Origin of the sequence: Clostridioides sp. ZZV14-6387, assembly GCF_020657835.1 — a bacterium.
Taxonomy (GTDB): domain Bacteria; phylum Bacillota; class Clostridia; order Peptostreptococcales; family Peptostreptococcaceae; genus Clostridioides; species Clostridioides difficile_A.
In genome coordinates, this window is record NZ_JAGWCW010000167.1 from 1 (window position 1) to 216 (window position 216).

Annotated in this window: 1 protein-coding gene; it reads right to left on the minus strand. The window is 36.1% G+C overall.

The features are described 5' to 3' along the window. Positions 1–216: hypothetical protein (locus tag KGF38_RS20260; protein WP_227832711.1), on the minus strand; the 216-nt coding region annotated here is incomplete at both ends.

Sequence of the window (216 nt, forward strand, 5' to 3'; positions counted from 1 at the left end):
CGTTTCTTGTCCTCCATCTATTGCTTTAGTTGCTGTAAAGTCTCCTGCAATTGGATCTACTGTTGGTGTTTTATCTATTACTATTGTTAATGTTCCATTTGTTGCATTTACAGTTGATACTGCTGCTACTACATCTTTTGCATCTACTGTAAATGCATCTGCTTTTTTAGTCGTACCTTTGTATTCAACTCCTACTACTACACTTTGACTTGCATC